General features: G+C 39.7%; 18 protein-coding genes. 11 read left to right on the top strand and 7 right to left on the bottom strand.

The window, feature by feature from the left end; genetic code table 11:
* Positions 1-58 precede the first annotated feature (58 nt).
* The 3 genes from fdxA (at position 59) to P255_RS05105 (ending at position 2,009) form a co-directional block, all read left to right on the top strand.
* Positions 59-382 (top strand): ferredoxin FdxA, encoded by a 324-nt coding sequence (fdxA, locus tag P255_RS05095; protein WP_004901107.1) that lies wholly within the window; start codon positions 59-61, stop codon positions 380-382.
* Between the two features lie 131 nt (positions 383-513).
* Entirely contained in the window at positions 514-1,251 is a 738-nt protein-coding gene (locus P255_RS05100; RefSeq protein ID WP_004901109.1) for a D-Ala-D-Ala carboxypeptidase family metallohydrolase, read from the top strand.
* A 92-nt stretch (positions 1,252-1,343) separates the two neighbouring features.
* On the top strand, positions 1,344-2,009 hold the full coding sequence (locus tag P255_RS05105; protein WP_004901111.1) for an O-methyltransferase: 666 nt from the start codon (positions 1,344-1,346) through the stop codon (positions 2,007-2,009).
* A gap of 121 nt (positions 2,010-2,130) precedes the next feature.
* On the opposite strand, the gene P255_RS05110 is transcribed toward P255_RS05105, so the two are convergent.
* Positions 2,131-2,973, bottom strand: coding sequence for a universal stress protein (locus tag P255_RS05110; RefSeq protein WP_004901114.1), 843 nt, complete (start codon positions 2,971-2,973; stop codon positions 2,131-2,133).
* Between the two features lie 282 nt (positions 2,974-3,255).
* Here P255_RS05110 and P255_RS05115 point away from each other — a divergent pair, with 282 nt between their 5' ends.
* Positions 3,256-3,681: an EamA family transporter gene (locus tag P255_RS05115; protein WP_004901117.1), complete on the top strand. Its 426-nt coding sequence runs from the start codon at positions 3,256-3,258 to the stop codon at positions 3,679-3,681.
* A gap of 239 nt (positions 3,682-3,920) precedes the next feature.
* Here P255_RS05115 and P255_RS05120 read toward each other — a convergent pair whose 3' ends face one another.
* Together P255_RS05120 and P255_RS05125 are read right to left on the bottom strand one after the other, a co-directional pair.
* A complete protein-coding gene (locus tag P255_RS05120) occupies positions 3,921-6,968 on the bottom strand; it encodes a diguanylate cyclase (RefSeq protein ID WP_004901119.1) in 3,048 nt (1,015 codons plus the stop codon).
* A gap of 261 nt (positions 6,969-7,229) precedes the next feature.
* Positions 7,230-9,797, bottom strand: coding sequence for a bifunctional diguanylate cyclase/phosphodiesterase (locus P255_RS05125; RefSeq protein WP_004901125.1), 2,568 nt, complete (start codon positions 9,795-9,797; stop codon positions 7,230-7,232).
* 1,024 nt (positions 9,798-10,821) lie between these two features.
* On the opposite strand from P255_RS05125, the gene P255_RS05130 reads away from it, so the two are divergent.
* Entirely contained in the window at positions 10,822-11,346 is a 525-nt protein-coding gene (locus tag P255_RS05130; RefSeq protein WP_004901126.1) for an SPOR domain-containing protein, read from the top strand.
* A gap of 49 nt (positions 11,347-11,395) precedes the next feature.
* Here the strand turns inward: P255_RS05130 and P255_RS05135 are convergent, their stop codons facing one another.
* Positions 11,396-12,493, bottom strand: a complete 1,098-nt coding sequence (locus P255_RS05135) for a zinc-binding metallopeptidase family protein (RefSeq protein ID WP_004901129.1) — start codon at positions 12,491-12,493, stop codon at positions 11,396-11,398.
* 21 nt (positions 12,494-12,514) lie between these two features.
* Positions 12,515-13,141 carry a LysE family transporter gene (locus P255_RS05140; protein WP_004901132.1) on the bottom strand — a complete coding sequence of 209 codons (627 nt, stop codon included), beginning with the start codon at positions 13,139-13,141 and terminating at the stop codon, positions 12,515-12,517.
* 194 nt (positions 13,142-13,335) lie between these two features.
* Between P255_RS05140 and P255_RS05145 the strand changes: the two genes are divergently transcribed.
* Genes P255_RS05145 through P255_RS05160 form a run of 4 tightly spaced genes read left to right on the top strand, consistent with a single transcriptional unit; the run spans position 13,336 to position 16,288 of the window.
* Positions 13,336-14,115 carry a HesA/MoeB/ThiF family protein gene (locus tag P255_RS05145; protein ID WP_004901134.1) on the top strand — a complete coding sequence of 260 codons (780 nt, stop codon included), beginning with the start codon at positions 13,336-13,338 and terminating at the stop codon, positions 14,113-14,115.
* Positions 14,116-14,169: 54 nt separating this feature from the next.
* Complete coding sequence (locus tag P255_RS05150) at positions 14,170-15,465, top strand: ABC1 kinase family protein (protein WP_004901136.1); 1,296 nt, start codon at positions 14,170-14,172, stop codon at positions 15,463-15,465.
* Positions 15,466-15,480: 15 nt separating this feature from the next.
* Positions 15,481-15,861, top strand: a complete 381-nt coding sequence (folB, locus tag P255_RS05155) for a dihydroneopterin aldolase (protein WP_004901139.1) — start codon at positions 15,481-15,483, stop codon at positions 15,859-15,861.
* On the top strand, positions 15,818-16,288 hold the full coding sequence (locus P255_RS05160) for a 2-amino-4-hydroxy-6-hydroxymethyldihydropteridine diphosphokinase (RefSeq protein WP_004901141.1): 471 nt from the start codon (positions 15,818-15,820) through the stop codon (positions 16,286-16,288). The genes folB and P255_RS05160 overlap by 44 nt, the downstream gene beginning before the upstream one ends.
* A gap of 59 nt (positions 16,289-16,347) precedes the next feature.
* Here P255_RS05160 and coq7 read toward each other — a convergent pair whose 3' ends face one another.
* On the bottom strand, positions 16,348-16,983 hold the full coding sequence (gene coq7 / locus P255_RS05165) for a 2-polyprenyl-3-methyl-6-methoxy-1,4-benzoquinone monooxygenase (RefSeq protein WP_004901143.1): 636 nt from the start codon (positions 16,981-16,983) through the stop codon (positions 16,348-16,350).
* Positions 16,984-16,986: 3 nt separating this feature from the next.
* Positions 16,987-18,303 (bottom strand): MFS transporter, encoded by a 1,317-nt coding sequence (locus tag P255_RS05170; protein ID WP_004901145.1) that lies wholly within the window; start codon positions 18,301-18,303, stop codon positions 16,987-16,989.
* Positions 18,304-18,443: 140 nt separating this feature from the next.
* Between P255_RS05170 and P255_RS05175 the strand changes: the two genes are divergently transcribed.
* Entirely contained in the window at positions 18,444-21,113 is a 2,670-nt protein-coding gene (locus P255_RS05175) for an autotransporter assembly complex protein TamA (protein ID WP_004901146.1), read from the top strand.
* Positions 21,114-21,128: 15 nt separating this feature from the next.
* Positions 21,129-25,634, top strand: a complete 4,506-nt coding sequence (locus P255_RS05180; RefSeq protein ID WP_004901148.1) for a translocation/assembly module TamB domain-containing protein — start codon at positions 21,129-21,131, stop codon at positions 25,632-25,634.
* Positions 25,635-25,653: the final 19 nt, after the last annotated feature.

The following is a 25,653-nucleotide window of genomic DNA, read 5'->3' on the forward strand; positions in this document are numbered from 1 at the left end:
GTTTTTTGCCTACAATAGCGCAATTGATCGAAACCATATTTTTTAGGTAGCTGTCGCCATGACCTTTGTTGTCACTGAAAACTGTATTAAATGTAAATATCAAGACTGCGTTGAAGTATGCCCAGTAGACTGCTTCTATGAAGGTCCAAATTTCCTTGTAATTAACCCTGATGAATGTATCGACTGCGCACTATGCGAACCAGAATGTCCAGCCAATGCAATTTTCTCAGAAGATGAGTTGCCAGAAGGCCAAGACGTCTTTATTGAATTGAATGCTGAGCTTTCACAAAAATGGCCGAACATCACCCAAATCGGTGATCAGCCAGCAGACCGTGAAGAGTGGAACGGTAAAGCAGATAAATTACAATATTTAGAAAAATAATTGCAAAAGATCAGCGAAAGCTGATCTTTTTTTATACAAAAAATTCACATTTCATTTAAAAAAATTCAATTTTACAGCTCTGAATTGGATTACAATGTTAGTCATATTGTACTCCCTCTGTTTTATTTTCAATGATTAAATCTGTATCAAAGCATCTGTTCACCACAGGTGTGGTTTCGTTATTTCTGGTGAGCTGTACCACTACAACGCAACAAACAGGCTACAATTATTCACAAACGGGTAAACGTATTCATATTCCCGAGGAGCAGGTCTCCAATGAACGACTCGTTCCACCGAAAGTGGTGCCTGATTCTTATAATCTATGGTTAGCGCAAGGCAATAATCGCCAACACGCTTATGAATATGAAAAATTTTTAGACCAGCAACATGTGGGCAATATTATTCCAGCGTTTGAATTATTGCGTAGTGCGCGTGACTGGCAAAAATGTAGTAGTTCCGAATACGCCGTACCAAATCGCGAATTATGGGAAAATCAGGTTGCCACATTGCGCGTGTTTAAATACTTGGTTGCAACCAAAGTGTTGACTGACTTTGAAGTAACATCAGTCTATCGTGACATGCCAACCAACCATTGTGCAGGTGGGGCCAACTCTTCACGTCATTTATTTAATTCAGCAATCGATTTTCGTATCGGTGAGAAGTATCCACAACCGAGGGATCTGGCATTTATTGAAAATACCAAGTTCAAGTTGTGTCAGTTTTGGACACAGTATGGACAAAACCTGAATATGGGCTTGGGACTGTATGCATCAGGGCAAATTCATATTGATACGCAAGGCTATCGAACTTGGGGACCTAACTTGAGTCGTAGCTCTTCTATGTGTAGTGGCTACATCGCTCGTGCTTAAAAGAGATCATTTTGGTCTCTTTTTTTTCTGAGAAATTGAACTCATAGCATAAATGTATACAATGACCTGATCGTAAATAAGGTGTGCCAATCATGCAAGAAATGTGGACAGCGTTAGATGAATACATCGAGTCACATTTAATTTCTGAAGATCCAAAACTGCAAAAAATTATTGAAAATACTGCCGAGCATGGTTTTTCAAATCATCTGGCAGTAGCGCCAAATCAGGGCATGTTGTTGCAAATGCTGATACAGATGAATCATTGCAAGCGTGTTTTGGAACTGGGGACATTTGCCGCTTATAGTACGGCATGGTTGGCACGAGCGTTGCCAGAAGATGGTTATTTACTCACGATTGAAGGGCGCGATACCCATGCTGCCATGGCCCAGCACAATATTGATCAAGCCAATTATCCTGTAAAAGTTGAACTCAAAGTGGGGCGTGCTGCGGATGTATTACGCGCTTTGCCTGCTGAAACTCAGCCATTTGATTTTATTTTTATTGATGCCGACAAACAAAGCTACCCAGAGTATTTGGAACTAAGTTTACAATTTTCACGTTCTGGTACAGTCATTGTGCTCGATAATGTGATCCGTGCAGGCGATATTATTAATCCAGACAATCATAAACCGAGTATTGAAGGAATTCGTGAAACGTTTAGCGCATTAAAAGACCATCCACGCTTGTTGTCATGCACTGCCTTACAAACTGTTGGCAGTAAAGGGCACGATGGTTTTGCGATTGCAATTGTCAAATAACAGCGAATGTAACAAAAAATCACCAATTGATTTTTTTATATAAAAATAAATAGCTTAAGTATTCTGTCCATAGAGTTATCCACAGATTATGCGGATAACTATGGACAACTTTTTACGAAAACTATTTGGCGACAATGAGCGGCACATTTAAGTTTCGGAAAATGGTTGTCGTAATACTGCCCAAGAAAAATTGATGAATTTTGCTGTGACTAAATGCACCAAGTAAAACCAATTGAATGCCATGCTGACGCTGGTATTCCATGATGCTTTCTGCGACATCGCCATAACGTGCCTCAACTACGACATCTAAACCTTGTGCTTTGAGGAATTGTTCAGGTTCTTTGAGTACTTCTGGATGATCACCAACATAAAGCAAGTGACATTGAAGTTGGCGTAGTAAATCGCTTTCGGCAATACGATGCATCATTTTTAAACAGGTTGGTGAATATTCATAAGCAAATATGAATCGGGTAGGTGCTTTAAAATGATCGCCAATGGTCATGATGGTACATTTTGCCCCACGGATAAAATTTTCAACATTGCTGCCAATCGCTTTATTTTTTTCTGCAGCACGTTCCCCAACTCGACCAATAATTGCAATATCGTCTTCTTTTAAAATATTGAAGCTTTGTTCAAGAAAGTCACCTTTTTCCTGAATAATACTGACATCAATGCCATGTTTTTCTTTAATCATGTTGGAGATGTGATTTAAGAGATTATTGCTATAGTTGACGGCAAGCTCACTTTGTTTTTGTTCAAGTTCTGCAAGTTCTTTGAGCAACATGGCATTGCTTTCGAACCCGATGACACCACTAATTTCCCCTAAGTGATAACTGGCTGGATAGTAATCCAAAATTTGTAATAGCACCAATTCTCGATGTGTCTGCTTCGCGACCCATGCCGCAGCATCTGCAATGGCATTAATACAGGGTGAAGAATCTATACAAGCAATCACACGTTTCATTATAGCCTCTCTTTGAGTTGACACTCTTAGGTCTAATTCTTGGTTTTACTGTAGCACAAGTTGTTCATGCTGCAAGTTACAGATATCGCAATTTAGCTCACCTTCATAAAATTACAGAAAATATTCTTATTATTTCGTAACAATAATTTATCTCTGATCGTATTTAAACAATCAGGAAAGTTGAGCGTATGCCAAAAGCCAATGCCTGACATTTTGCCAAGCCTGACTTAAGTTTGACGATGTATGCTGAATCGGCTGAAACACAATGTAGAGAGGCGATAGATGTTATCGAATTGGTTATTTTGGGCAATTTTGTCTGCAAGTTTTGCTGCATTAACCGCAATTTTTGCCAAAGTCGGGCTACAAGGTGTAGATTCGGATTTTGCAACCCTGATCCGTACGGTTTTGATTGTACTGATTTTACTGGCATGGGTGAGTTTTTTAGGAAAATGGCAAAATCCATTATGGTTGAGTGGGAAAACGTGGTTGTTTCTCAGCCTTTCTGCTGTAGCAACAGGCGCATCTTGGCTATGCTATTTTCGTGCTTTGCAAATGGGGCATGCTTCTCAGGTTGCACCAGTTGATAAACTGAGTGTGGTGTTGGTTGCAATTTTTGCCGTGATATTTTTGGGAGAACGTCCAAGCGGGCAAGAGTATGCAGGTATTGCGCTGATTACAACGGGCGTATTAATGATTGCACTAAAATAACGATAGACGTTTGCTATGACTGCATTCGTAATTGATTTGGCTTCCTGCAATCGAAACAGATGACCTGTTTCGAGGTATGAGTTGTACTTAGAATATAAGATGATAATTCGGTTTCGGTCAGGATGTTTTACCAGTGTGCTGATGTGGCTGGCTTTTTTACAACCTGACCTAAAACAAAGATAAAATCATAAAAAAAATCATATTTTTCTCTTGGTGTTCAACAGATGCTAGCCTCCTGACTATATTTTTTTACTATTTTTCGGCATGTTTTCCTGCCATAAAGTTGAACGGTTCCGACCATTTCGTTTTGAAAAATATAAGGCGCTATCTGCACGTTCCAGACTATTTTCAATTGAGTTTTCAGGCTGTTTAATGATGTAAATACCTAAGCTGATTGTAAAGTTAATCATGCCAAGATTCACAACAGTGGCAGGGTTAGACATGATCATTTCCCTGAAAAATTCTGCACGCTCAAAGGCTTTTGTTGTATTTGTATTTGAGAGTAAAATCACAAATTCCTCACCGCCCAAGCGCCCGAGTAAGTCATTTTTTCCTAACTGTTTTGACAAAACATTGACCAAATGCTTGAGAACTAAGTCGCCAATAGCATGCCCATACGTATCATTAACAATTTTAAAGTGGTCAATATCAATCATGATCAGGGCAGAAGAAGCTGTAAGACCTTTTGAAATATCCTCAAGCTCAATCGCTAAACGGTTGATAAATGCGCGGCGGTTACTGATTCCTGTGAGAGCATCGGTTGATGCCAACAGTTCAAGTTGCGACTCTCGCTCTTTTTGTGGAGTGATATCATGGAAAATCCAGCATTGTCCAAGAAAATGGCATGAATTGATTAAAGATAGGTTTTCAATTTCGAGATAACGACCATCTGCCAGCATAATGGTTTTTTTGAAACTCTCATCTCGATCATTGTGTGTGAGGTTGAGGTGGTATCCAGTCACATGATAAAGGGTTTTTTCAAATTCATGTGTAGGCAGCTCAATGAGCTCATTTAATGACAAATCAAGTTGTAAGGTCGAAATCAGCATCTGATTCGCTGCAACAGTATGGTGTCGTTCTCCGATACTGGTATCAACAACCAGAATTCCTGAAGGAAACTGTTCAACTAATGCCTCAAGACGCTGTTGGGTTTTCACTAAATCAGATTCTGCGCGATGGCGGGCATCAACATCGTTGAGTGTCCAGATAGCGTTCCCCGAATGGTCTTCAGGGTCGAGTAAAGCACCTTGAATATCGAACCAGTTTAATGTGCTGTTATACATATACAGAGGCCATTCGTCACGAACGTAACCTGTTTGTTGTACGGTATTGAATAATTCAATTAGTTTTTCATTGGTATGATCATTTTTATGCAGATGGCTAAAGCTAATTTTCGTTTTTTGTTCGCCATAAGGTAACTGAAAAATTTTGGCTGCTCGTTCATTGGCATACAAAATTTCATGTTTGGCGCTTGTAACGACAATCAGAGAGTTACTACGGTCAAGCACGGCTTTGACCAAGTGTGAATGCTCAACTCGTTTTTGAATATCTGTGTATGTGCCTAACATTTTAGTGGGTGACGATGATGCATCGCGCTGGGTAACTTTCCCTCGAAGTTCCACCCATAACCATCTGCCATCTGCTGTTTTTAAACGAGCTTCAGTACGAAATTCATGCCCATGCTTTAAATGTTGAGAAAGCTGCTGCATAAAAGTTTCGCGATCTTGCGGGTGCAAAAACAGATTGAGAAAATCTTCAAAAGATAGTTTGAACGCGTTATGTGCATATCCCAGCATTTCATAGCAGCGTTTATCCCATTTCAATTCATCGGTAATATAGTTCCATTGCCATAAACCGTCTTGCACTGCCATAAATGTCAGACGCAGATGTTCCTCTTTTTGCCGTAATTTTTCCTGTAATATCTCATCTTGAGTAATATCAAGGATATAACCATGGCATAAAATATTGTGATCTTCTTCGATTTGGGCTTTAGCGTGGCTGCGTAGCCAGCGAATAGAACCATCTGGGCAAATCACCCGATATTTCACATCCCACGCTTTTTGGTTATGTAAACTATCACTAATCACAGTGTACACATGAGTGATATCTTCGGGGTGAATGCATTCAGTCAAATAATCCAGTTTAAAATTTTGCTCTGAAAAAGGCTGAATACCATGTAATTCAAAGAAGCTCGGATTGGTAAAAGGCAATGTTAAAGAACCATCAGGATGAATACAGACTTGAAAGAGCCCACCTGGAACTTCATTTGCCAAATACATAAAATGGCGTCTTTGTTGTACCAGCATGGCGAGGTTACGCTGTCGCTGTAAGGCGAGCCACGCACTAATCAGTACAATCACCAATAATAAGCCTGTACCAATGAGGTTATAGGTCAGGTTACGCTGGTAAGCATTATCTAAAGCAGCAAAGGTATGCTGTCTTTCAATTCCTGAACTGATAATCAGAGGAAAGCCATCAACTCGCTTCCATGCGTACATGCGTTGTAGCTGGTCTGGGCCAGTTTTTGCTTCATAAGTACCATTTTGTACATTATTTCGAAACAGTTTAAGCCGCTCTTTGGGAAGTGTTTTTCCTAAAACCTTATCTTGATACTGCGAGCGCGCTAAATAAGTTCCATCTTCGCGTGCCAGTAAAATGACATCGATAGGGTTATCAAAAATATTCTGGAAATATTGTGAAATATAGTTTGGAGATAACGACAAAATCATCACACCAATAAATTTATGGTTACGATACAATGGTTTGGTTAACTGAATTGCCCACTGATTGGAAAATTTTTCTTTGACTGGCGAGCTAATATAGAAATCAGTTTTTTGATGTAAATGAACCTGAAAATATTCACGATCTGTAATGTACATCGCATTTTTATCATTTTTAATTGGCTTTATATTGGAATAAATCAGTTTGCCTTGAGCATCGGCAATCGAAATTTGAGTGATAGAACCTCGCGGATAGCTATGGCTTACATTGTAGATTGCACGTTGAAATGCTGCATTATTCTGCAATTCGTAATTATTTTTCATGTCAATCATACTGTAGTTCAAACCTGTAAATAATGTTTGGACTTGAACAGAAACAGCATTGGAGATTTGACGCACCCGAACCCAAGCCTGCTGCTCAGTTTGCTGATAAAGGGTACGTTGCGTGTTAAAAAAAATGATCCAGTAAATTACAATTGCAAAAATAACAAAACCAGTGCTCGCCAAAATAATAAATGAGGCAGGTGTCAGATTTTCACGCCATAAGCTTTTTGAAGGAGAAGGCATATATTCACTACATTCTAAATATATATTTGAGAAAATCTCAAAATTTTTATTTACCTAAATTCTAAATAATCAAAAGAGGGTGAGAAAAAATCTCTCTTTATGACTATGAAAAACTGTAATATTTAATCGATCACAAGCTGATTTATAGATTTTCATCAAGCAATTTTATTTTTCTTGTGCCTTATTGAAATCTGTTTCAATCCTGTTCGGCGAGAAAAATAAAATAGGTATAAATCATGATAAAAGCAGCCTAATGAACATCTATCTTTTGTTAGAGAAATCCCATTCGTCTAACCAAGTTTCAAAAGCAGAAGCGGACAGTGGGCGAGCAAATAAATAACCTTGAGCAACTGAATATCCCTGTTGATATAAAATTTGGTGTTGTTCTTGTGTTTCAACGCCTTCGGCGATAATGGTTAACTTTAGCGTTTTAGCGATACTTAAAATAGCCTGACTTAAAGCTTGAGCAACTTCATCATATTCGAGGTCTGCGACAAAGCTCCGATCAAGTTTAAATTCGGAAATAGGTAGGCGGCGTAAATAACTTAAACTTGAATAGCCTGTACCAAAATCATCCATAGAAAGATGTACACCTAAGTGATGAATGTCATGGATGATTTTTGTAGTGCATGGATGACTATCTAATAAAACATTTTCTGTCAGTTCTATGGTTAAATCCCGTGGTTGTAAACCATGCAGCCGTAAAATTTCTGCAAGGGTATTTGGAAGTTTTATACAGTGAAAACTGGTCGGCGATAAGTTTACCGAAACAGATGGAACATTTAGACCCTTCATACGCCACTCTGTAAGTTGGCGACAAGCTTCTTGAATCACCCAATAGCCAAATTCGGTAATTAAACCACTTTCTTCTGCAATGGAAATAAAACGCTCTGGTGAGATTTCACCAAGTTCAGGGTGAGTCCAGCGAGCCAATGCTTCGATGCCGTATAGCTCGCCTGTTACCAAGTCAATTTGTGGTTGATAATGCAGGTTTAATTCATGATTGAAGAGTGCATGGCGAAGGTCTCTTTCCAGTTTGAGATGACCTTGCAATAATTCGTTCATTTCATGACTAAAAAAACAAAACTGATTGCGCCCACTATTTTTTGCCTGATCCATCGCAATATCTGCACGATGTAGTAGATCTTCAATGTTATGACCATCATCTGGAAACATCGCAATCCCGATACTGGCACTTATAGTCAGCGTAATAGAGTTATGAATCTTTATGGGTTTAGCTAAATGAAGTTGTAACTCTTCAATCACAATTTGCGCTTGCTGATGGTTACTTTCAGGTAAGATAATGACAAATTCATCACTTGATATTCGCCCAATAATATCATTACTGCCTAAATTTCTTTTTAAGAGTTCAGCAACCTGACACAATAATTCATCCCCAACAAAATGCCCGTATGAATCATTGATTATTTTGAAGCGATCAAGATCAACATATAAAACAGCGATAGGCGTATTATTGCGAATACTCGAAGTAATGAGCTGATCAGCCTTGCTCAGCAATAAACTGCGATTGGCTAAACCTGTCAATTCATCATAAAAAGCCAATTGCTGAATGCGCTGTTTAGTCTTTTCGCGCTCAAATGCCAATGAACAAAGATTGCTACAAGCATTGATAATCTGTTGGTGAAAGCTCTCCAGCTCTAAATTTCGTGGCTGTTTAAAATAGAAAGCAAAAGTACCAATCACTTGATGCTGATTGTCAAAAACAGGTGTTGACCAGCATGCAGTATGCTCCAAAGGATGCATAGCATCACGATAATGGTCCCATAAAGGATCTGTTGCAATGTCATCTACAATGACAGGTTTGCCACGCCAAGCTGCTGTACCACATGAGCCAACACTAGGGCCAATACGCACATTGTTAATGATTTGACCATAATGCGCTGGTAAATTGGGAGCAGAGATGGGATGCAATAATCCTTGTGCATCGACTTCTAGAATGGATGGTGTGATTTCTGGTGCAAGCAATTCAACTTCATTACAAATAATATCAAGAACATTGGTCAGTGAAGATTCTTTAGACATTGCTTCTAAAACTTTGTGTTGCAATGTTTCACGTAACTTGGTGATGGAAATATCCGAAAAGGTGATAATTGTATATTTCCGATGGTTATCTGGATCAAGGATTGGTTTTTTTATAATTTTTGCCCAGTAACGTCGATTTTTCGCAACAACCAGCTGTTCATCTATCAGCGTATTGTTTTCATTTAACTCACTGGCCTGCGGTTGGTGCGTAAATAAAGAGAATGGGCTTTTATCCAAAATCTCATGTTTTTCCCAGCCAAACATACGGTTAAAGCCTTTATTACAGTATACAATTCGAGAAGAACTATCTGTAATGAGAACCGCTGTATCATTAATATCTGCTGCAAGTGAGAGATGATCCAAATACAATTGCTGCTCTCGCTCATGTTGCAAGCGAGCACTGATATCTGTAGCAATTTTTAAAATTTGAATCACTGTTCCATGTTGATCCAATACAGGGGTATAGGTAGCTTCAAGCCAACAGCTGCTCTGGTCTTCCCGAATCCGTTCAACAAAACCTGAATAGGGAATACCTTGGCATAAAGATAACCAAAAATCATCATAACATTCTGTTTTTGCAAAAGAAGTTGGGCAAAAACTACGATGAATACGTCCAATTGCCTGACTTTCAGTCATACGAAATAAAAAGAGATAGTTTTTATTTGCCCATTGCAAAATCCCATCTGGAGAAAACTCAGCAATAGCAATTGTTTTTTCTAATGCTGTGAGTTGTAAAGTTGGTGTTGCTGTTCGCTTCGCTGAAGTCAGCTTAACTTTATCTTTCATTATACTTTTTCCAAAGCATAGAAATTAATCTTAGGTTTGATTATCAACAATTTAATCATTTATTTTTTATAAATTGAGACACTCCAAATGCTATGCCAGATCAGTGGATTAGGCTTCATTCACCATTGTTTAGCTTTTTTCTCACTGAGCAAACAATATTTAAATATATTTCAATCACGCCCAAGAGAAATAAAATGGGCGTATGAAACAAGTCGATTAATTCGTTCCTATGGCTAGAATGTGACCAAAACCATTTACCTCTATTTATATTATACAAGATGCTAAAATTTGCAAAAAAATTCCATGACTCATGTTCATTTTTATCTAGGCCTAAAAAATACAGTGATCGATTGAAGCATAATGGAGTGGAGTTCGATATAAACTGTATACTAATAGCCAATTAAAAAAACACGCTATATTGATATTGGGTTTGAGTTTTTATGCGAATTCAGTTTAGTTGTTACAACAAAGACTTTATTAAGATTAAGCAGATCTGGGAAGAATAAACGTTACATCAAATACATTATTTAGGAGATGTACAAATTTTTAGAGATATAAAAACCTTGCCTTTTCATATAAACCTTATTTTTGAACCAGTTCTTACACATACGCTCTTTTGTTCAATAAAAAAGCTATTTCACTATAATGTAATAAAAAATCTGTAATTTCTATCGGTTTTTCAATCGAAATGATTTTGTTTTAGTCGCTGTGTTTTTTAACTGGTTTAAATAAAATTTATTTATATAATTGATTTTTATCTATTTTTTATGGATGGTGTTTTTGCGGTAATGTTTGCATGAATAAAGCCATGTGAAAAATATGGGTATAAAATATACAAATGAGAATAAAAGCCCTATCCAACATGGATTGATTGTTGAAAGATGAAATATTTTTTACTAAATGGTTGGAGTATTTTTTATAAAAAACATATAGATATATTGTATTTTTCAATATATTTTGAATTGTTTTTAAAATGTATCTTTTTTGTATATAATAATCAAAAACGTGAACCAAGTAACACTTTATGAAAAAAATATTTATTTCTATGCTTGCTATGGTTTTTTCTGCAAACTGTTTTGCAGCAGCAAACCTAGAAAAAGAAAACATGTACTGTTTCTCCTTACCACAAAAACAAGGTGTTTATGTGTGTAAACCATGGTCAGAATGGGCTGCAAATCCAGTTGCTAGTAAAGCGAAAGTTGAGGTTGAAGATTTAAATACGGCCTTAGAGGCAGCTACGGCCCCTGTACTGGCTAAAAATAAGCGCTTAACCAGTGCGGAAGCCCGCAATCTACTGGAACATGGTGATAAAACCTGGATGATTCAGATTGCGCTAGCTGCCAATGAAGCCAATGCCGACAGCATCGTATCTAAATTAAAAGCCAAAGGTTATCCTACTAAGAAAAGTATGACCTCGAAAGGTGTTCGCGTGATGGTCGGACCAAATGATTACCAGACGGCTAGTGAATTAAAAAAGAAAATTCAGGATGATAATAGCTTAGGTGCGAAATCGGCATGGTTATTTAATTGGGGAACATCTTTGCAATAATTGTCATTTATTTTAGATGCGTATTTTGCTCGGTTAACCTCAAGGCTTTTTATACTTGATGTGTATTTTGATGAGTGAAAATTCGTTGATGAATATCGAGCAGGCTACGATGAATAAAGTGCAATTTCTTCAGCACAATTCCAGAAAGCGTAAATGGGTAAGCATCTTCTTGTCCGATGCTGCGATTTAAGCCATTTAGAATATACGTTAATGCAAACCAGTTGCTTAGCGTATGTTCAAAGTCCTGAGACAATAATGGTGGTTCTTTAAAATGGAGATCAGGGTCAATGGCATGTTGCCCCTGCATTTTCAGACCTGCATGATAAGCTGTATCGAGCGTGTCCATCATATGTAAATAATGTGCCCACGTTTCTGCCCAATCTTCCCAAGGGTGTGCACAGGCATATCGACTGACATAAAAATCTGACCAGTTTTTGGCTGGACCATATTCATAATACCGCTCAAGTGCTTGAGCATAATCCTGACGCTCATCACCGAAGTGTTGACGAAACCCTTCAAGCCACTCTGGGAAAAAATGCTGCATTAAATCAAAATAATAATGCCCACTTTCATGACGAAAATGCCCAACTAAAGTTCGATAATTCTCTGCCATATCCAGTCGGGTTTTCACTCGAATCACAGCATCGGCTTCGCTGGCATCTAGTGTAATCACACCATGAGCATGACCTGTCATAACAGGTTGCCCATCGTAAGGCATTAAGAAATTAAACTGTAAACCAAGGTGATCGTCAGGATGTTTTTTAGGCTTGGGAAATATTTCCAGTTGATTGGTGAGATATAAAAAATAGCGTTTGGCGGATTCAATATGACGCCAGTAGTGTAAGTTCTTTTCGACAGATAAGTCTGGAATGATATGTGTTAACTGACAGGATTCGCAGTACAGTTGATCCTGTTCGGCAGGAATGACCCAGTTACACGCCTGATAAGTCGAATAATTATAACAAGGACGATAATAAAGATGAGGATCTTCTGGATTCAGGTTTCGCCATGTTTGCGCATCGATTTTAGCGAAAGATCCCATGCTGTTCGTTTCTACTTGAAAGCCTAAAACCGTCGAACAGTATTGGCATACTGTATTGTGGAAAAACACCTGATGTTTGCAATTCTCACAATAAAATACGTTCATGCCGAGATATTCCTATCGGGTTTAGATTTTTTGTCGAACCAAACTTAAAAGCATGGCAGCAACACCATACATGGAAGCAAAAAAACGATTGACGATTTTTAACTTTTTATAAGATTGAAATACACTTGAAGCCTTCGAAGCTAAACCCGTATAACCTAACATCACGATCACATCAATTGGAATCATGGTCAGTGCCATAATCATATATTGTTTGAACTGAGGTGCTTTAGGGTCAATAAACTGCGGAAAAATAGCCAAAAAGAATACAATGGCTTTGGGATTGCTAATATTGATTAAAAAGCCTTTGAGTGTTGCCATTGAACCTGAAAACTGCTGCTGATCTTTGTGAATGGCAATGCGGTTAACAGGTGCTTTCCACTGTATATATGCCAAGTAAATTAGATATAAAACCCCGAGCCATTTCACAGCAAGAAAAATTACAGGAAAGGTATTAAGCAACATTCCTAAACCTGTTGCAACAATCAAAATCTGAAGCAGTAGTGCCAGTTGCAACCCCAGAATATTCCAAAGTCCACGTAAAAAACCGTGACTTAAACCATTGCTCATAGATGCAATTGCACCCGCACCAGGAAATAAACTAATCACCCAGCATGCAGCAAAGAAAGATAACCAGAGATGAAAGGACATGATCACTATGATCCAAGATTAAAGGAGTGTTTTACACTGTTTTGGGTGGGAAGGAAAGAGCCAAAATTATGATCAATGATGGGGCTATTAATTGTCTATTTTTATGTTCATTTGCAAAGAGTAATGCTATTTTTTTTCTAAACAAGCTACACTTAGCCCTCTGTTTTTCAGCAACATAAATTGGATTGTCCGTGATGGATCAGCAAACCGAAATCTGGCAACAGCTCAGTGACGATGAAATGCATTTTTATAGCCGACAAATATTACTAGATGGCTGGGATATTGATGCTCAGGAAAAGCTCAAACTCGCCAATGTCTTGCTGATTGGGGCTGGGGGGCTAGGCTGTCTGACTGCGGAACTGCTTACACGGGCAGGAGTGGGTAAGCTGACAATTCTGGATGCTGATCAGATTGAAACCAGTAATTTACAGCGCCAAGTGGCGTTTCAACCCCAAGATATTGGCTTTTATAAAGCAGAAACACTGGCAAAACGCTTAAAACAGATTAACCCACATATTCAGGTTGAAGCTCATAATATCCGACTCACCGAAGATAACGCAGCAGATTTTATTGCATCTCAAGATTTGGTGCTCGATGGTTGTGACCAATTTGCTACGCGTTATTTGGTGAATCAGGTATGTACTCAGTTGGCTGTGCCATTGATTAGTGCATCGGCAATTGCCTATGAGGGGCAACTGTTTATGGTCACAGCAGACTCAGCTTGTTACGAATGTATTTTCCCAAAAACCGAAAGTCAGGATGAAAGTCTGCGCTGTGCCAATTCGGGCGTGTTGGCAACTACTCCCAATGTGATGGCGAGTTTGCAAGCACATCATGCTTTGTTATATTTAGGCTTGAATTTAACGCCGTTGAAACAAAAATTGCTCCTTTGGAATGGTTTGACCATGCAGCAACGTATTGTTAAATTTGAAAAAGATATAAATTGTCCAAACTGTCAGGCAAGAACTATATGACAGAAAGTTTTTTTTGCTACACTAGCCATAGATTTGAATTGGCATGAACTGCTTATGAAAAAAAATATTCTGGTTGATAGTTTACGCTCGGTCGCTCGTATGGGGGAAACCGCAGTCGTGGCGGCAAAAGCAGGCTATAAATATGCCACCGTAAAACCAAGCAATGCCAAGCTGATGCGGGAAACCTTTGAAGAGCTGGGTTCGACTTATATTAAACTCGGACAGTTTATTGCCAGTACGCCTTCATTATTTCCACGTGAATTTGTAGAAGAGTTTCAGGGGTGTCTGGATCAGACGCCAAAACTTCCATTTAGTTATATTGAAGAAGTATTGCAACAAGAATTTGCAGATCGAAACCTGCATGATATTTTTGCTTCAATTGAAGAAATTCCGCTGGCTTCGGCATCGATTGCCCAAGTCCATGCCGCTAAACTGGTCAGCGGTGAAGATGTGGTCATTAAGGTACAGAAGCCAGGTGTCGAAACTATTTTGTACACAGATTTAAATGTTTTGCACTGGGCAACAAAAGTTTTGGAAAAAGTGGTTCCTAAAGTCAAATTTGCGTCTTTAGCCGATATTGTTGAAGAAATTAAAACGCGGATGGTGCGAGAAGTCGATTTTATTGAAGAAGCGCAAAATATTGATGATTTTGTTGAGTATTTAAATGTCACACAGAATCGGGCAGCAACAGCACCTAAAGTTTATCATCAGTATTCAACGCGTCGTGTGCTGACCATGCAGCGTTTGTATGGCGTGCCATTGACTGATTTTGATGTGGTCAAACATTATGCCAAAGATCCATCACAAGTGTTGATTACCGCCATGAATACATGGTTCGGTAGCCTTATGATGTGTAAGAGTTTTCATGCTGACTTACATGCAGGTAACCTGATGTTGCTCGAAGATGGTCGCGTGGGCTTTATTGATTTTGGAATCGTTGGTCAGTTGAATCCAGAAGTCTGGACAGCTTGTATGGCATTTATGGATGCTTTGCAGCATACCAATTATGATGCTATGGCAGAAAGCATGTTAAAAATGGGGATGACCAAAACGTCGGTTGATACCACCGTACTTGCCAAAGATATTGAGCGTTTGTTTAGTGGTGTGATTTTGACTGATCCACAAAAAATCCTTTCAAGTAACCCTGCCGACTTAAATGACATTATGCTCGATATAGTTGCAATTGGTGAACGCCACGGTATTCACTTTCCGCGAGATTTTGCTTTACTGTTTAAGCAAATGTTATATTTTGATCGGTTTATGCGTGTACTTGCGCCATATGTCGATATTTATGCCGATCAGCGCCTGAAAATGGTTCAGGATGTTGATGTGCCATTGCTAAAACATTAATGCTGGAAAAGATGTATGGATGCCATCATTATTGAAGGGCTAAAAGTAGATACCGTGGTCGGTTGCTTTGCTTGGGAAAGACAAATTCATCAGCCATTGATGCTGGATTTGATTATTCACCATGATTTGTCACAAGCAGCTCAGTCTGATGAACTGAATGACACGATTAACTATGCACAAATTTGCGAACTGAGTGCTGAAGTGATTCAGAAGGCTCAGCCCAAGTTGATTGAACATGCAGCGCAGTTAGTGATGCAGCGCCTGTTTCATGAGTTTGAAGGTATTCAAACGATCACACTCACTATTCGTAAGCCTGCGATTATCGCGCAAGCCAATTCAGTAGGAATTCGTCTTGAACGCCAACGACACGATTTTTGCTCTCGCACTGGCGAGTAATTTTCAGCCCAAGCAACATTTAACTTGGGCAATCCAACAATTGGCTTGTTTGGGGACACTTGAGTTATCACATGTCTACCAAATTCCATGTCGAGATGGGGTTGGAGAAGATTACTTAAATTGTGCCTGTATACTACGCTCCCATTTATCGAGTCAGGATTTGCAGGATCTGCTAAAAGACTTGGAACAGCATACGGGGCGGGTGCGACCTTCACATAAAATCTCATTGGATATTGATCTGATCGCATGGGGCAAGCAACTTTCAGAATTACAGCTGAATCAGAAAAAAATGCCATTTGCACCTGATGTAAAAATTCCAATGTACGAGCTGATCGCCAGTGACGATTTTAGCTATACTGAAACGGTGAATTATCCGAAAATCAGGTTGCCACTGGAGTCTATCGACTGTGCAATTGCTGCATCCTAAAACTAAAAAAGCCAAGTTGTTACTTGGCTTTTTATTGGCTATAAACGACGATTTTTATATTAAATATAATAACTGGTTTTGGTCATGAGTTTAGAAATCGCAGTCATGGTAATACGTACAGGAAGTGGCAAATCAACGCCGCCTGCATGTAATGCAGTATCACGGTGATGCAACTCATCTTCATTCATTTGTTCTAAAATTTTACGTGAACGCTCATCTTGCTGTGGTAACTGATTGAGATGATCTGTTAAATGCAAACTAACTTGACGTTCAGTTTCAGCCACAAAACCAAGGCTGTATTTGTCACCTGCAACACCTGCTGCTGCACCCATCACAAATGACAGCCCATACCATACAGGATTTAAAATACTCGGAACACTATCCAATTCTTTGAGGCGGTCTTCACACCATGCCAAGTGGTCTTGTTCTTCAATCGCTGCCTGTTCCATTTCACGACGTACATTGGGTAGTTTTGCGGTAAGTGCTTGCCCATGATACAGCGCTTGTGCACAGACCTCGCCACTATGATTGACGCGCATCAAGCCTGCGACATGACGTGCTTCACTCACTGAGAGTGGTGCTGGGTTTGTTTCTGCCGGGTTGTTGCGGTGAGCAGCGGTTGCTCCAGGGACTAAACTGCGTAAACCCTGATCAAAGGACTGAATAAGACGATCAATACCTGAATAATGGCGCATAACTTAATCCTCTAAAGCATTGTTTATACCATTTAATAATGGTTTTAATTTCAATAGTAATCCAGTGCAAAAGATAGCACTAAATACGGCAGTCATGCAGAATAAAATTTGCATATCGAGCTGGAAGACACTCAAAATTAAAATTGAAAAAATAGCTGACGCGACCATAAAAATCGCATTAAAAATATTGTTGGCAGCGACTACACGGGCGCGGTGTGATACAGGTGAATAGGCTTGCATCATGGCATAGAGCGGCACAATATAAAAACCACCACTGATCCCAAGTAGAATAATCGCCAGCATGACATGATAATAGATCAGACCGTGCGAAAAAATGTCCTGAATACTGAAAAGCGTGTGATGTACTGGCAATTGATACATTGCCCATGCCAAATAAAAGGCAAAAATAGTCAATCCAATCGCGCCTACAGGCACCATTTTAATATTGACTTCTGCTCCTCCAATTTTACGGCACAGCAATGAGCCAACGCCAATCCCCACTGAAAAAAATGTGAGCAATAAACTCACCACATTTTCTGAGGCATATAGATACTTGTGGGTCAGCTCAGGAATTTGAGTCAGGTACGATGCACCATAAAACCAGTACCAGGAATTTCCCATTAAAATAAGAAATATGATTTTAATATCTTTGGCATATTGAATCGTTTGCCAACTGGTGCGGAAAAAATTCCAGTCAATTTTCAGTTCGGAAGCACTGACGCGCTGGGTCAAAATAAAGCGGCTGGAGATATAACCCAAAATTGCAATAATTAATACGGTTAAGCATACCCAAATTAGTGTGTCATGCGAAATAGAAATAACAGCACCGCCCAAAATCATGCCAAATAAAATGGCAAGAGATGTTCCCGTTTGGAATAGGGCATTGCCTGACATGAGTTCATTGGTATGCAGAATTTCAGGCAAAATGGCGTATTTGATTGGGCCAAAAAAAGTGGAATGTACTCCCATCAAAAACAGTGCCAGCAACAAGAGCCAGATTTGACCGAGCATAAAGCCAGCACTGCCAATCGACATAATCATGATTTCTAGGACTTTAATCCCACGAACCAGTTGAGCGCGTTCAAATTTGTCTGCAATTTGCCCAGCCGTTGCTGAAAATACAAAATAGGGAGAAATAAACAGTAAAGCAGCCAGATTATTTAAAGTACTGATATTGCCTGAGCTATGTTGAATCAAACCATAGGTAATAACCAGTAAGAGCGACTGCTTATAAACATTGTCATTCAATGCTCCAAAGAACTGGGTGAGAAACATTGGTAGAAAACGACGGGAGGCAAGCAAATTTTGTGGTTTTTCCATGCATTCTGCGCTCTAATTTAATGGAGAATTGTTAGTGAAGAGTATCTCATAAATAAAATCATGTATCATACTGCAGAGCTTGAGCGTAAAACTGCTTAAGTCAAAATTGATCTTTTAAAATCACATTGGTTGTTGTTTTTATGCATGTTTGCACACGATTTCAAAAAACAATCTTGGTCGAAAACTTACAAACAATTTTAAAAATAAATCAGATTCATAAAGTTGTGTGTGTGAGTTTACTGTATGGTTTTTGCCAGCATTATGCTTGGGCTGAAGAAACGACAGCTGGTATCAATAATACAAATACTGTAACAAACAGCAGTAATCTTAGCACAACAACCAGCGATACCACACAAGACAGCATGCAGATGCTGCAACAGCAGCAACAAAATCAAAATTTGACTGATTTTAAGCCTATCAGTTTTGATGATTTAGAAAAAATGCCTACAAGTAGCATCGATGCTTCTATGGCAAATGAAATTGAACGTGAAGCAGAGCAAGCCAAGAAAGAAGCACAAGCCTCTCGTTCGACTTCGTCAACTCCTGTAATCTCAAGCCAGCCGATTGCGCAAACTGCGCAGCAAGTGAATGAACTCCAGCAGTCTCCAGTCAATGTTGATGCGCTAATGCATCAGATTCAGACTGATCAAAACACGACAGTGGCTGCTGAAACCGCCAACAAAAATGCTGAAAATGATAGAGCGTTTGAACTTGCCAGTGCAAATATGGCGCAGCAAAAACCAAAGGGTTTTTTGCAAAAAGTGATCGCTAAAATAAAACCAAAGAAAGATGTAAATGCGGTGACTATTCCAAAAATTTCAGTCACTGTAAATGGTGCGCCTAAAGCTTTGCAGGATAATATAAAAAATAAACTGGAAACTTTTACCACAGAAGCTTATGCGGATTACAACTCAGCATTGCCCCAACTTCGGGCGATGGCAAACCAAGCTGCTCAGGCGGTGGGATATTACAATGCCAAGTTTAAATTCAGTAAAACAGGTACTGATCATGTAACGGTTCAGGTGACTCCAAATGAACCTGTAAAAGTGGAAACGCAGAATATTGAATTTTCTGGTGCAGGGCAAAATAATCCGCAATTTCAGGTCATTCGTTTAATTCCTGATTTAGATGTGGGTAGTATTTTCAACCATGGTTTATATGAGCAGACCAAAAACCGTATTAATGATGCGGCCAGTGAAAATGGTTTTTTTGATGCTTACTGGCGTTTGCATGATGTGAAGGTGCAATTACCAGACAATAAAGCAGACATTAATTTGCGTTATGAAACTGGTGAGCGCTATAAGGTCGCCAATGTCGAGTTTCGCATGAGTGATCCATCGAAACCATTGCCACTCAAACTCAAAGTATTACAAAGTATGGTGCCGTGGAAAGAAGGAGATGATTACACCTTTTGGCGTGTCAATACTCTTGCAAATAATTTGACCAATTCTCGTTATTTTAACTGGAGTCTGGTTGACAGTATTAAACCTAATCCGATTGTGAAACAGCTAGAGTTAGCGCCTGATATTCAGAAGCTGGTGGATGAACAAAAGCTGCAAGAAGTTGAGGCAGTTCAGCAGTCTCAAGATAACACAACAAAACGTGCCAAATATTCCAATAAAGAAGTGACACAAAACGTTGTGGATGAAAATCAGTTTGCGGGTACAGGTCAAAACCCATCAGATGAAGTTTCGCAAAGCCAGTCTCAGCAAGTCCAGCAAAAATCTGAAAAAGAACAGTTGCAGGATCAGGCACGTAGAGAGAAAAAAGTACCTGTGATTGTGACTTTAAATACAGATAAATTAAATAGTGCTGAGCTAGGTGCTGGGTGGGGAACAGATACAGGTCCACGTGTCCGTGCTCAATATCGCCGTGGGATTGTAAATAGTTCAGGACACTCTTTTGATGCGAACATGGAAGTGTCACAGATCCGTCAGGCAATTGATACCCGTTACAGTATTCCCAATAAAGACCCGTTAAATGATTATTTTAGTTTGGTGGGTGGCTACGAGCGGGAGAAATTTAATGGTGTAGGGCCAGGCATGAGCTTGACCACAGAATCTGCCGTGATGGGTGCAGAACATTTAATCAAAAACCCAATTGGGAACTGGCAGCAAATCTACGGTTTCCGTTACCGTCTAGATCAGATTCATCAAATTGGGCAAGTGAACAGCGCTAATGTCCCAGATGCTTTCTTGCAGCCTGGATCGAATCCGCAGCAGCAGGCTTTATTGTTTGGTTATCAAATTTCTCGTACGGACAGTAATAATCCTGTCAATCCAAGTAAAGGTTTTAAGCAAACCTATAAAATTCAGTTAGGTTCAAAATCGATTGTTTCTGATGCCAATATGGCAATTGCGAATGCAGACTGGAATTTTATTTATTCTATAGGGAAAAATTATGATCACCAGTTTGTCGGTGGTTTGCATTTAGGCTACATTTTTACTGATGATTTTGCTAATGTGCCATATAACCTACGTTTCTTTGCTGGTGGGGATCAAAGCGTTCGTGGTTTTGACTACAAGAGCCTCTCTCCAACTGAAAATGGTTACAAGATTGGCGGGCAAGCGCTGGCTGTGGGATCTTTAGAATATAACTATCAATTTAAAGAAGGTTGGCGTGCTGCGATTTTCTCTGATGTAGGGAATGCCTATAACAAGCGTTTTTCAAATTCAACTGCATATAGCATGGGCTTGGGAATTCGTTGGCAGTCACCGATTGGCCCAATTCGCTTAGATGTGGCTTCGGGGCTTTCTGACCCAAATCATCCGATTCGTTTACATTTCTTTATTGGTTCACAATTACAATAAGGCTTTTCAACTCACATGACTGAACAACAACAGCAACCAGAAAATTTAGCTACCCAACCTAAACGTCATATTTTGCGTACTGTTGTCCTGAGTTTTTTGGGAATTATATTGCTTCTGGTTGTAGCACTTGCAGTCATGTTTTCTACCGATCGCGGTAGCCAGTTTTTACTGGATCGAGTTTTACAAAGTCAAAAAATAATAAAGTATGAATACGAAGGGGGGAATTTCCTTAAAGGATTAACCCTGCGTAAAATGGACATTAATGTTAATGGAATTGAGATTAAAGTTAAGCGTGCCAAAGTGATCATTGGCTGGCGGGCAATTGTAGAAAAAGAGCTGCATTTTAGTCATGCTGAAGTTGAATCTTTAGAAATTATTGATCAAAGACCACCAAGCAATCAGCCTTTCAAATACAACCAGATCAAGTTGCCATTTACCTTGCGTTTAGATGCAGCAACACTTGATCATTTACAGATTCGGGTCAGAAAGACCGTTGTTAATTTTTATGATATTCAACTACATAAAGCATTGTGGTCTGGCACTGAACTGAAGTTTAAAGATTCCAGTTTTAATATGGGGTATTTATCTGTAAAACAGGCTTCAGGACAAATGAAGTTTGAACAGAAATACCCGCTGCAAGCAATAGGTAAGCTCAATATTCCAGCACTACGTGCTTTAAATATTCATGATATTACCGTGCATGCAGGTGGAACGCTGGATACCATTACAGCGGGTGCAGCAACGCACACCCCAGATTTATTGTCAGCACGTATGATTATTCAGCCTTTACATGCACACGTGCCGATGTGGGGGCAGCTGAATTTAAAAAATTATAATTGGCCGCTTTTGACAGGGGAAAAACTGTGGTCAAAAACTGGGGTTGCCAAAGTTGATGGTAATGCCTCAGGTATGAATATTCATGTTAAGACTGACTTGCGTGGTAAAGATCTTCCCGAAGGTAATTACCAAGTTGAAATGTTTACTGATTATTTGCATCAGTTAAATATTAGCAAGTTCAATGGTCAGGTGATGCAGGGCGATCTTCATGCAACAGGGTTGGTTAACTGGCAGCATGCTGTACGTTGGGAAGCGCAAGGGCGTATGCAAGGTATGCAACCAAAAGATAAACTGGTCCCTGCAAGTATTCGTGATTTCCTTCCACCAAATCTGGATGGAAACCTCACATCTGCCGGAACACTGGGAAAAGGTTTGCATACCACAGCATCGGTCAGTTTTGATAAATATGAAACATGGAAGTTAAAACTTGATCAGGCTCCTGTAAAAGACAAAAAAGTTCAACCGATGCTGATCAATCTGGCTTGGCAAAATATCAATCGTCCTATGCCTTATATTGGCGGGTTGAATAGCCCATCAGGTCAGGTTGATGTGACGGTGCAAAAAGGTCAAGAAAATATTCAGGTCGCAACACAAGTCATCAAGCATGAACAAGGGTGGCTACCTACAGGACAATATCAGGCGAAACTGAATTTTAAAAATCAGGACTTGAATATTCCTGAATTTAAATATGTGACGCCTGAAGGTGGATTGACTGGGCATGCGGTGTTGCAACTCCCGACTGCCAAACGCCAGTTCAAGTGGAATGCGGGTGTGGTTGCCAAGAACTTTAACCTGCAAAGTATGATTGCTGCTGCGCCTGTTAATTTATTAAACGGTCAGTTAAACGCCAGCGGTTATGCAAATAAAAACCAGCAAATTATTGAATTTAAAGGTGTTGACTTAAAAGGGCAGTTGGCAGATCAGGCCCATGATACGGTTCATTTGACAGGAACTTCAACTGTTGCAGTCATTTTTAATGACCAAAAAACAGGTGGTGGTTTAAAAGGTTATGCAGTTCGTTACAATGGAGCATTACAGTCCAGTCGTGTGCCTAATAGTGCAGGAATTTTACAGTTAAATCTGTCTGGAACATCTGATTTTATTAAAATTTCCCGTTTGAGTCATGATGGTGCTGCAGGTAAAATCTTGGCGGATGGTCTGGTCAGCCTGAAAAATGGTATTGCATGGAAAATCAATGCTGCACTGGTGCATTTTAAACCGCAATATTTTATTAGCAGCCTTAATGGTGAAATTTCGGGTGTGGTTAAAACAGAAGGTTTGTGGTCGGATGCTTTAAAGCGCATCAGCATTCAACAGTTGAATCTTGCGGGGATGATTAACCGTCAAGTTGTACGTGGTAAGGGGAATTTGGCAGTTGTAATCAATAGCAACCAAAAAGGATTGGTGCCACAGCAGTTTGAAGCAAACAATCTATTTTTAGCCTATGCTGGTAATCAGCTGCAGGCAACGGGTAATGCTCAGAACTTGCATCTTCAGGTGAATGCTCCTGCCTTATATGCGATTTATTCGGGCTTGCGTGGTCGGGCGTATGGTTATTTGGATATGCAGACTCGCCCACATTTAAAAGCGACGACAAATCTTGCTGTGGACAACTTTGCCTTTAAAGATTTGCTAAGTATTCAAAAGTTAAGGGTACGAGGTGAGTTGCCGACATCAGAAACCACACCAACTATGCTTAAAGCAGAAATGACCAATTTGCGTCGTGGCAACCGTCAGATTCAATATGGTGCTGTGACTGTTGCAGGAACACGAAAGGCGCATGTACTGCAAGTGCAAGGCTGGAATAATTATTCTAAATTCTATGTACAATTGGCGGGTGGTTTTAACCCAAATAATGACTGGACAGGGCAGATTCAAAGAGGTGTGTTTGACTCAGTTCGTGCAGTGCTGACCCAGCAGCAAAATGCAAATGTTGTGTATCGTAGCGCAACTCGGCAGCTATATATTGGACAGCATTGCTGGGCGAGCAAGCAAAGTCATTTGTGTTTTGATCAGCCTATTTTGGTGAGTCCAAATGCAGGGAATATTTCGTTTGTCGCAAGTGATTTGAACTTAAATGACTTCTCTGCGTTTATGCCAGATGGTTTGGCAATGACAGGACAGCTAAATGGCTATGCCAAAGCATCTTGGGCACAAGGCAAACACCCAAATATTGATGCAAAACTCATCACAAAAAATGGTCAAATTGGCGTCACGGCAGATGATCCTGATGATCCTGCGACAACAACCAGTTATCAACAACTGAGTTTGATTGCTAAAAGTGTGACACAAGGTTTATTGCTACGCCTAGATGTTAAAACGGAAAATATTGGTACAGGTTATGCCAATGTTGTGATTAACCCTTATAACAGTGCATTGCCAATGCAGGGTGAAATTGCATTTGACCGTGTAGATCTGAAGTTTTTAAAGCCATTTGTACAGGATATTCGTTCGATTAGTGGTACGTTGGCATTTGCAGGAAAGGTTAGTGGAACCTTGACTAAGCCATTATTGGCAGGAAACCTTCGCCTGAAAGATGGTGCGCTTAGTCTGGTTTCTATTCCTGTCAATATTCACAATCTGCAGCTTTATTCGGCGATTCAACAAAACCATGCCACGGTTCACGGTGGATTTAATAGCGGCAAGGGTGTTGGAAAAATTGATGGTCAAGTAGATTGGATTGGCGAGCCAAGAGTACAGTTGAATTTACAAGGTAATAACTTGTTGGTTCGTCAAGCGCCGTTGGTTACAGCCGTGATTAATACCAATATGGCTTTTGATATTTTACCGCTTCAGAAAAACTTGAATGTTAAAGGTAATATCGAAATTCCACGTGCTTTGGTGAACATGCCAGAATCGAGTGCCAACGTGGTCAATGTCTCTTCTGATGTTCGTGTTCTTAAAGCTGGGCAAGATGCGCTACAGGTGTTGCGTCAGTCCAAGCCTTGGAAGATTCAAGCAGATGTTGACTTACAATTGGGAAATAAAGTTATTTTCCAAGGTTTTAATAGCCGTATTCCATTGGTCGGGCGTTTATACCTCACCCAGCGTGGTCTGGAAACCGCGATGAGTGCCAATGGGGCAATCGGCGTTAGCCAAAAAGTCAAGATTGAACCGTATGGGCAAACGCTCGATTTAAACCGTGCCATTGTTCGTTTCAATGGTCCTGTAGGTAACCCGACATTAGATATTGACACCACTAAGAATATTTCGGGTACAACAGTGGGGGTGCGTATTACAGGAACAGCATCTTCGCCAAATATTCAAGTGTATAATGATGGTGGCTTGTCTGAACAAGAAGCATTGAATGCTTTACTTTCAGGACGAATCCATGAAGGTAGCACCAGTTTAAACCAGACCACGACTTTTAAATCAGATGTTAACAACACGCTTGCTGCAGCAGGAATCAGTTTGGGGCTAGGTGGGACACGAGCATTTACTAACCAGATTGGACGAACTTTTGGTTTAAGTGGTTTGGCTTTAGATGCTGAGGGTACAGGCAATGACACACAAGTGAGTGTTACAGGGTATCTAACGCCAGATCTGTATTTGCGTTATGGGGTCGGTGTATTTACCAACGTTAATAAGTTAACTTTGCGTTATCAAATGAATAAACGCTTATACTTGGAAGCCAGTCAGTCTTTAGAACGAGCAATTGATGTATTCTATAACTGGCGGTTTTAATTTTAAATTTTGGAGCATT

This window comes from Acinetobacter brisouii CIP 110357 (assembly GCF_000488275.1).
GTDB classification, from domain to species: domain Bacteria; phylum Pseudomonadota; class Gammaproteobacteria; order Pseudomonadales; family Moraxellaceae; genus Acinetobacter; species Acinetobacter brisouii.